This window comes from Anabaena sp. CA = ATCC 33047 (genome assembly GCF_963870205.1).
Classification (GTDB): Bacteria; Cyanobacteriota; Cyanobacteriia; order Cyanobacteriales; family Nostocaceae; genus Trichormus.
The window spans coordinates 99714-108749 of sequence record NZ_CAWMSA010000068.1 but is presented as its reverse complement, the minus strand read 5'-3'; the positions used below and the strand labels follow the sequence as shown (position 1 = coordinate 108749).

Sequence of the window (9036 nt, the reverse complement as noted above, 5' to 3'; positions counted from 1 at the left end):
GGGACTGGGGACTGGGGACTGGGGACTGGGGACTGGGGACTGGGGACTGAGAAAGAATTTCTCCCTCATCTCCCTCATCTCCCTCATCTCCCTCATCTCCCTTATCTCCCTTATCTCTCTTATCTCCCTACGCTCCCTCTGCTCCCCTGCTCCCATTCTCCACACCAGATGAGGACTAATCTTGTGTTTAGCATTGCCATTCAACAGCAACAGTACAAAACCTATATTCTGTCTGATGAAACCGCAGGCTCTCATTTAGAAGTAGTGCCAGAACGTGGTGGAATTATTACCCGTTGGCAAGTCAACGGTAAAGAAATTCTCTATCTCGACGCTGAACGCTTTGCGAATCCAGAACTGAGCGTCAGAGGTGGGATTCCAATTTTATTTCCCATCTGTGGTAACTTACCTGATAATTCTTACACGCTCAACGGCAAGCAGTACACCCTCAAGCAACATGGCTTTGCCCGTGATTTACCTTGGCAGGTAGTTGAGCAGACAACTAAAGACAAAGCTGCACTCACCCTAGTTCTCAACAGCAACGAGCAAACAAAGGCAGTTTATCCTTTTGACTTTCAACTACTGTTCACTTATGAACTGCAAGGAAACACTCTCATAATTCGGCAGCAGTATCACAACCTGTCATCTACAGAGTTACCCTTTTCTACAGGCTTTCATCCTTACTTCCTGACTGGGGATAAAACTCAGCTAGAGTTTGCCATTCCTTCCCAGGAGTATCAAGACCAGAAAAGCAAAGAAGTTCATCCATTTAATGGCAATTTTGACTTTAACCGTGATGAAATTGATTTTGCTTTTGGGCAGATTAGTAGTCAAGTAGCTAGTGTGACAGACCATAGCCGTAAGCTGAAACTGATTCTAGACTCAGATGATATCTTTTCCATGTTGGTCTTTTGGACATTGAAAGGGAAAGAATTCTATTGTCTCGAACCTTGGAGCGCACCCCGTAACGCGCTCAACACTGGCGAAAAGCTGACTGTGCTAGCACCGGGAGCTAATTACACGGCATCTGTGAGATTTACGGCAGATTTTTTCTAAAATGCCCTTGACAAATCCCTAGATGATATTGCTATAATGAGAAAGTTGCAAAACGCAACACGGGTCGCTAACTCAACGGTAGAGTACTCGGCTTTTAACCGATTAGTTCCGGGTTCGAATCCCGGGCGACCCATATAAAAGGATAAATCAAGTTTGCGAATTGATGGGCGTTTGGTGGTGCTGCTGCGGGTGCGATCGCATAACTTCCAGCACAAGATAAACCGCCCCAATTCGGTAGGATAGGCTTAGGCTTAACCCAGACACCACCATCATGGTAAAAACACCACCACAGTATTTAACAATTCCTCGTCTAGAAAATGGCGACAAACTCACCCGTTATGAATTTGAGCGTCGCTATAAAGCTACGCCCGATGTGAGAAAAGCCGAATTGATCGAAGGAATTGTCTATATCATGCCTGCTGCTGTGCGTTTTAGAAGTCACGGTCAACCGCATGGTTGGATGCTTACATGGCTTGGTACTTACGAAGCTGCTACACCTGGTGTAGCTTTGGGCGTTGAACCGACTGTACGCCTAGACTTAGATAACGAACCGCAACCAGATGCAGTGCTTCTGATCACACCAGAAGCAGGTGGTCAAACACGGCTCAGTGAAGATGATTATATTGAAGGTGCGCCAGAGTTAGTTGTGGAAATTGCGGCTAGTAGTGTTGCTATTGACCTGCACGCCAAAAAACAAGCTTATCGCCGCAATGGAGTTAAAGAATACATAGTCTGGCAAGTGCAGGAGCAAAAACTGAGTTGGTTTTATTTAGAACAGGGTGAGTATTTGGAATTAGTAGCTGATGATGATGGAATTATGCGAAGTCGGGTTTTTCCTGGGTTGTGGTTAGCAGTCGCAGAGTTATTAGCCGGGAATATGCAGACTGTATTGACTGTTGTCCAAACAGGCTTGCAGTCTGCTGAACATCAGGCTTTTGTCAACAAATCAACACATTGAGTGGACTATCTGGCATCCCAGAATACCAAAACATCTGACACAGACGTAGCATACCTGACAGCAGTCTGGGTCAAGTATAGGGCATCTTGATGAGTAACACCGTAAACTTTTTCAACATAAGCACCCCACAGTAGTTATAATTTCCTATAAGTTGAAAAAACTCTTAAGATTAGCGTAAAGAATACGCTTGTCTCATACCGACTAGCTGAAAATCACTATTAGGAGGACTATCTATGGCGTTGGTACCAATGCGGCTGTTGTTGGATCACGCGGCTGAGAACGGTTACGGCATCCCAGCTTTTAACGTTAACAACCTGGAGCAAATTCAGGCAATTATGAAGGCGGCTGAAGAGACAGATAGCCCCGTCATTTTGCAAGCTTCCCGTGGCGCACGTAACTATGCAGGTGAAAACTTCCTGCGCCACCTGATTTTGGCTGCGGTAGAGACTTATCCTCACATTCCCATTGTCATGCACCAAGATCATGGTAATGCTCCTTCTACCTGCTACTCAGCTATCAAGAACAACTTCACTAGCGTAATGATGGATGGTTCTTTGGAAGCTGATGCTAAAACTCCTGCCAGCTTCGAGTACAACGTTAGCGTTACCCGCGAAGTTGTGAATGTAGCTCATGCTTTGGGCGTAAGTGTGGAAGGTGAACTCGGTTGCTTGGGTTCTCTGGAAACTGGTAAAGGTGAAGCTGAAGATGGTCACGGTTTCGAGGGCGCACTCGACCACTCCCAACTGTTAACCGACCCCGATGAAGCTGTTAGCTTCGTAGAAGCAACCCAAGTAGATGCTTTGGCTGTAGCTATCGGTACTAGCCACGGTGCTTACAAGTTTACCCGCAAACCCACCGGCGAAATTTTGGCTATCAGCCGCATTGAAGAAATTCACCGTCGTCTACCTAACACCCACTTGGTAATGCACGGTTCTTCTTCCGTTCCTGAAGATTTAATCGCTTTGATTAACGAGTACGGCGGCGCAATTCCTGAAACCTACGGTGTACCTGTAGAAGAAATCCAAAAAGGTATTAAGAGCGGTGTACGTAAAGTTAACATCGACACCGACAACCGTTTGGCTATCACTGCGGCTGTGCGCGAAGCTTTAGCAAAAGCTCCCAAGGAATTTGACCCCCGTCACTTCCTCAAGCCTTCTATTAAATATATGCAGAAGGTTTGTGCTGAACGCTATGTACAATTCGGTACTGCTGGTAACGCTAGCAAGATTAAGCAAGTTACTCTCGAAGATTTTGCTGCTAAGTATGCTAAGGGTGAACTAAACGCTGTCACCAAGGCTGCTGCTAAGGTTTAATTTTAGTCAAAGATCAATAGGGGCAATGTTTTGCTCCTGCAAAATTTTTGATATTCATACAAATCTACCGGGAGACATCAAAGTTTCCCGGTTTTTTGTAGGTTGATTGACAGTAGACTTGTTGTATAAATATTTTTTTGTTTCGCGCATACCGCTAAAGCGGAACCGCAGGGAAGGCGCAAAGACGCAAAGGCGGAACTCGCAGAGTAGACGCAAAGGAAAAGGCGGAAATAATGAATTTTGCAAGAAGTCTAATGCTTGCCTCTAAGAATCTAAAATAGAGGAAGTCATTGAGGAGATTTATCAGTTAGTGTGTCTAAAAATTCTGCGAATGACTTAATAAACTTTAGTAACTCGCAAATGGTACAAGTACCATCATCCACAACACTAACATTGGAGGAGTTTCTGCGCTTACCGGAAACAAAACCTGCTAGTGAATACATTGATGGTCAAATTATTCAAAAACCCATGCCACAGGGGAAACATAGTTTAATTCAAGGAGAACTTGTACCAGCCATCAATCTTGTAGTCAAACCTCGGCGTATTGCGCGTGCATTTCCTGAGTTACGTTGTACATTTGGCGATCGCTCCATTTTACCGGACATTGCAGTTTTTGTCTGGAGCAGAATTCCCCGTGATCAAAATGGGGAAGTTGCTAACACATTTCCCATGTCTCCAGATTGGACAATTGAAATTTTGTCTCCTGAGCAAAGTCAAACAAAAGTCACAAAAAATATTCTGTATTGTTTAAAGTATGAGACTCAAATGGGTTGGTTAATTGACCCAGAAGATAAAACAGTGTTTGTTTATCGTCCCAAGCAAGAAACCGAAGTGTTTGATCAGCCAGACTCGCTACTTCCTGTACCATCATTTGCCAGTGAAATGCAACTGACAGTTAAGGAATTGTTTGCTTGGTTGTTAGAGTGAATCTTAGAGGTTGTTTGGAAAGTCATGAAAGATACTGAAAACCCCTCTCCAAACCTCTCCCCTACAAGGAGAGAGGCTTTAAAACCCCCATTCCCTTGTAGGGAAGGGGGGCTGGGGGGTTAGGTTTGAAAGAATTTGATTTTAATAACAATAATTTTCAAATATTCTCTGATAAATACTCTAAATGTTTCTGCATTTCTTCAGCATCTATTACTTCCCAAATTAATATTAACCCCTGAAAAATTTCTCTCATTGTATTTTATCTATCTGCCAAATTTTGATAGTTTTATCAGAACTACCACTGACGAGAATCTTACCATCAGGACTGAGGGCAATGGTGTTGACTTTTTCTGAATGTCCTGTCAGGGTTTGTATGGCTTCACAGGTGGAAATTCGCCAAATTTTAATGGCTGTATCTGCACTGCTACTAAACAGGGTTTTTCCATCAGGACTAACGGCTAAGGATGTAATTTCGTCGGTGTGTCCTGTTAATGTATAAAGCAGTTTACCTGTGATTAAATGCCAAATTTTGATGGTGGTGTCAGCACTACCGCTAAAAAGTAACTGTCCATCTGGACTGATGGCGATCGCTTTCACATCTCCTGCATGACTGACAAATGTACGTAAAGGATCACCTGTCTGGGGATTCCATAATCTAATTTTGGTGTCGGAACTCCCACTGGCGAGAATTGTACCATCGGGACTGATGGCGATCGCATGAACAGCTGAGGAATGCCACAGGGTACAAATGCGATCGCCTTTATGTAAATTCCAGATTTTGATTTTATTGCTACCACTGGCTAAAATCTGTCCATCTGGACTGATAACTACGACATTTACAGGTTTTTGATGTCCTAGGAGTGTATGCAGTAGTTTACCTGTTTTTAAATGCCAGACTTTAACATTACTTCTGGGATGTTCACAACTCCCCACCGCTAGAAACTTGCCATCGGGACTAATAGCTACAGATGAAATTTCGCCGACATTCCCGGCTATAGTCTGAATTAAGTTACCATTCTTAATATTCCAGACATTGAGATTTTGGTCTGTTGAACCACTGACTAACACTTCACCTTCAGGACTAATAGCAACGGATGTAACTTTACCGGAATGTCCTGTGATAGTGTAACCCAAATCGGGAGTTGCTAGGGTGCGTTTGTATTTGAGATGTGCGATCGCTAGTAATAATTTCTCAACTTCCAGAACACTTTGTCTATCGTTGACTGTGAGAAAGTATTCCTTTAACTTGAGTATATATTCCTCATCTTCAATTCTAATAGCTGATTGCATCGCCTCTAGAGGAGTAGCGAATTCTTGGCGTGAGACTTGATGCAAATCCAACCAGGTATTTATCGAGTAGTTTACCTGTTCTTGTGACCAAGAGGGATTAGGTAAATGAGCTAAACTCTGTGCCAATTGTAAAGCTAATTCAGGAATCCAGTAAAGTCGCTCTTTTTCTAAAGCTTGGTAAACTTGCTGATAACCTGTAGCAATCGCCTGGACTGATTGAAAATCAAAAGCGTCTTTTAGTAAGCTGGGTAGTAACTCTGGAAGTAAAGGGGTGACATCATGATGCACCAGATGATGGATATCTGCTACCCATGCGGCTACTAGACTATGACAAGTAATTAATACTTGACAAAGTTGTTGTAAATCTTGTTGATTAACTTGATATTTCAAACCTAATTTACTGATATCAATTCCCTGCGCTTGCCATTTTTCCGCTTTTTCTAAAATAGCTAAATTCACTACATTATCTTGACCAAACGTGTTAATTTCTGTAATATCTTCACCTAAAGCTAATAAATCATCGCGGATTTTTCTCCACTCCAAAGCTCGATTTTTAGCAGCTTGCTGAATCATTTCTCTGTAGGGTATGCGAGAAATAGTTTTATAATAATAATTTGTTTGACCTAAACCCCAATAAGCAATACGAAAATTTAAATAATCTCCGTCAATTTCTGACTCTAAAATTAAAATAGGCTCAGTTTTCAACATTCCAAACAGAGCCTTAATGCTAGATTCACTATGAAACCGCTTACTATCCCAAGCACCAGCTAAAAATTCTATGGGACGCATAGGATTATGGAGGGAGTAGTAATTGTTGATAAACTCCCGTAATCCTTCTGCTAACATTAACTCAATACCAAAAGTTTCATCCTGATTGTGGTCAAATTCATCAAATTTCACTTGTGGAGGTGCCAGGAAAACTTTTAATGGTGTGCGACCATCACCAACATGAGATTCTAAAATTTGTGAAGGATAGAGTCTTAAAGGCCAGCTATCTAGGATTTTATTAACTTCTGGTAATTTGAGAGTTGTATCTCTCTCTTGTTTTGCTAATTGTAATTGTGTTTCACGCTGATAAACTGCTAATTGCTGTTGCAGAAGTTTTTCTTGCTCAAATCCTGTATCTAGAGTTTTTTTAGGTGTGACAATATTGGCAATTTCCACAACTGCTTGAATTGCTTGGGGGATTGGGTATTTAGTTGTATCTAGACTTTCTTCTGTTCGGTTTTGGATGAGGTTGACAACCACTGGTGCAAACTCTATCACTAATTGAATGAGTAGTCTTAATCCTTGCTCCATAAGGGTATTCCTGTTAAATCAATAACTTTAATAGTTTTTTCTTCACTTCAGTATTAGTTAGCCGATAGACATAACTGATACTATCCATTCCACTGTCAATAGTTTTGTCATCCATCTTAAGTTATCTCTAGTTATGGCCTATCCTACTACTTGCCGGAGTCTTTTTGCAAAAATATTTCATTTACCAAAAAATTGCAGTCATAAATGCAAAAAAAGAGAAAGATAGAGCATTTACCGTTTATCCTTCTCTTTAATTGATGAAAAGCTAATTTTTAGTGAAATTCTTTGTGTCTTTGTGTTGAAAAAGTAATTATTTACCACAAAAACACAGAATTGTGATGATAAATTAGAAGCGAATGCCTAACTGTCCATTGACTCCCCGGACAGAATTATAACCAGCACCGACGAAGAAGCGATCGCTCGCACCCACCTGTACACCACCAGAAACCGCCACACCCTTATCTTCAGAATAGTATCCCACACCCACATAAGGAGAAACCACAGGTAAACGCAGAAATTTCAACACATCTACCCCTGTAGCACCATCTGGCCCCACACCTAACTCTACACCCAAATTTAAAGCTCTTGCACCCACAGCATAAGTTGTCTCACCATCCTTACCCCCCACAGAAACCCAAGGTTGGGGGATAACTTGCGCCGCAACCTGACTAGGAGCAAACAAACCTAAAAATCCTAGTGACGTGATCATTAATTTGACGATAATTGCTTTATTCATCCGTTCCTCCTCAACACTACCTAGCAAGCTAACACTAGCCAGAGACTAACTCAGATGTCTAAAAGTTTCGCACTATAAATAGCTGTACGGAGAAACAAAGCAATTATCACCCATTACAACCGGATAAAATACAAACACATCCGCGTACATCCGCGTACATCTGCGTTCAACTATATTTCTTCAACCACTCCCAATAAAAACTCCGCGTTCCTCCGCGTTTCCTCCGCGCGACGGCAGTCGCTACAAGTCTGGCGACCGAACGCGCTGCCTCCCCTCCGCGTTTAAAAATCAAATCCTCTAATCTAACTCGCGCCGACCTTCCAAAGCCCTAGCCAAAGTCACCTCATCAGCATATTCTAAATCACCACCCACAGGCAAACCAAAAGCAATCCGCGTCACCTTAGTAAATGGTTTAAGTAACTGACCTAAATAAAGCGTCGTAGTCTCCCCTTCCACACTCGGACTAATCGCCATAATAACCTCCTGGGGTTTTTGCTGACTCACCCGCCTTACCAAAGCGTGGATAGTCAACTGTTCTGGCCCAATACCATCTATAGGAGAAATCACCCCACCTAAAACATGATACTTCCCTTTATATTCACGAGTTTTCTCAATCGCAATCACGTCACGGGAATCAGCGACAACACAGATAGTCTGATTGTCACGGTTAGGATTTCGACAGATTTCACAAACAGGTTCAGCTGACAAATGAAAACACACAGAACACAAGCCTACCTGTTTTTTCGCCTCAATCAAAGCTTGCGCCAAAGCTTCAACTTCCGATTCTGGGCGTTTCAAAATATGCAAAGCCAGTCTTTGGGCAGATTTTGGCCCCACACCTGGAAGGCGTTGCAACTGTTCAATTAATCGTGCTAGAGGGCGTGCGTAAACCGTGGTCGTATCTCCAGAATGCTTTTACCTTAACTATGATGCCATAAACAACTCACCACTGATGACTGACAAGGAAAGCGCAATAAAAAACGCCCCCCACTTGGGAGGCGTTTCTTATTTAGCGAAAAGCTAAGTATTAGCCGTTGATAGCAGGAGCAGTCAACGCAACGGGAGCAACTTCACCAGCAGCTAAGTCTAAGGGGAAGTTGTGAGCGTTACGCTCGTGCATTACTTCCATACCCAAGTTAGCGCGGTTGATGATGTCAGCCCAGGTATTGATGACACGACCTTGAGAGTCGATGATGGACTGGTTGAAGTTGAAACCGTTCAAGTTGAACGCCATTGTGCTGATACCCAATGCGGTGAACCAGATACCAACTACAGGCCAAGCAGCTAGGAAGAAGTGCAAGGAACGGCTGTTGTTGAAGGACGCATATTGGAAAATCAAGCGACCAAAGTAACCGTGTGCAGCAACGATGTTGTAGGTTTCTTCTTCTTGACCGAATTTGTAACCGTAGTTTTGGGATTCGGTTTCGGTGGTTTCACGCACCAAGGAAGAAGTTACCAAA

General features: G+C 42.8%; 6 protein-coding genes, 1 tRNA gene and 2 pseudogenes. 5 read left to right on the top strand and 4 right to left on the bottom strand.

The window, feature by feature from the left end:
* Positions 1–183 precede the first annotated feature (183 nt).
* The 5 genes from AACS98_RS20825 to AACS98_RS20805 all read left to right on the top strand — a co-directional run bounded on the left by AACS98_RS20825 (position 184) and on the right by AACS98_RS20805 (position 4251).
* On the top strand, positions 184–1053 hold the full coding sequence (locus AACS98_RS20825) for an aldose epimerase family protein (RefSeq protein ID WP_066383535.1): 870 nt from the start codon (positions 184–186) through the stop codon (positions 1051–1053).
* Between the two features lie 61 nt (positions 1054–1114).
* Positions 1115–1186: transfer RNA gene (locus tag AACS98_RS20820), tRNA-Lys, on the top strand.
* A 138-nt stretch (positions 1187–1324) separates the two neighbouring features.
* A complete protein-coding gene (locus tag AACS98_RS20815; RefSeq protein WP_066383532.1) occupies positions 1325–2011 on the top strand; it encodes a Uma2 family endonuclease in 687 nt (228 codons plus the stop codon).
* 233 nt (positions 2012–2244) lie between these two features.
* Positions 2245–3324, top strand: a complete 1080-nt coding sequence (gene fba, locus AACS98_RS20810; protein ID WP_066383528.1) for a class II fructose-bisphosphate aldolase — start codon at positions 2245–2247, stop codon at positions 3322–3324.
* A 360-nt stretch (positions 3325–3684) separates the two neighbouring features.
* A complete protein-coding gene (locus AACS98_RS20805) occupies positions 3685–4251 on the top strand; it encodes a Uma2 family endonuclease (RefSeq protein ID WP_066383524.1) in 567 nt (188 codons plus the stop codon).
* Between the two features lie 249 nt (positions 4252–4500).
* On the opposite strand, the gene AACS98_RS20800 is transcribed toward AACS98_RS20805, so the two are convergent.
* The 4 genes and pseudogenes from AACS98_RS20800 to AACS98_RS20785 form a co-directional block, all read right to left on the bottom strand.
* Positions 4501–6840 carry a WD40 repeat domain-containing protein gene (locus AACS98_RS20800; RefSeq protein ID WP_066383522.1) on the bottom strand — a complete coding sequence of 780 codons (2340 nt, stop codon included), beginning with the start codon at positions 6838–6840 and terminating at the stop codon, positions 4501–4503.
* A gap of 346 nt (positions 6841–7186) precedes the next feature.
* Positions 7187–7576 carry a hypothetical protein gene (locus tag AACS98_RS20795; RefSeq protein WP_066383520.1) on the bottom strand — a complete coding sequence of 130 codons (390 nt, stop codon included), beginning with the start codon at positions 7574–7576 and terminating at the stop codon, positions 7187–7189.
* A gap of 297 nt (positions 7577–7873) precedes the next feature.
* Positions 7874–8470 (bottom strand): annotated as a pseudogene (gene recR, locus AACS98_RS20790) (recombination mediator RecR); the annotation flags it as partial.
* A 133-nt stretch (positions 8471–8603) separates the two neighbouring features.
* Positions 8604–9036: pseudogene (locus AACS98_RS20785) on the bottom strand (photosystem II q(b) protein); the annotation flags it as partial.

Bases quoted from the DNA above. Each gene is read 5' to 3' on its own strand.
- AACS98_RS20815 (WP_066383532.1), top strand. From the start codon at position 1,325: ATGGTAAAAACACCACCACAGTATTTAACAATTCCTCGTCTAGAAAAT.
- fba (WP_066383528.1), top strand. From the start codon at position 2,245: ATGGCGTTGGTACCAATGCGGCTGTTGTTGGATCACGCGGCTGAGAAC.
- AACS98_RS20805 (WP_066383524.1), top strand. From the start codon at position 3,685: ATGGTACAAGTACCATCATCCACAACACTAACATTGGAGGAGTTTCTG.
- AACS98_RS20800 (WP_066383522.1), bottom strand. From the start codon at position 6,840: ATGGAGCAAGGATTAAGACTACTCATTCAATTAGTGATAGAGTTTGCA.
- AACS98_RS20795 (WP_066383520.1), bottom strand. From the start codon at position 7,576: ATGAATAAAGCAATTATCGTCAAATTAATGATCACGTCACTAGGATTT.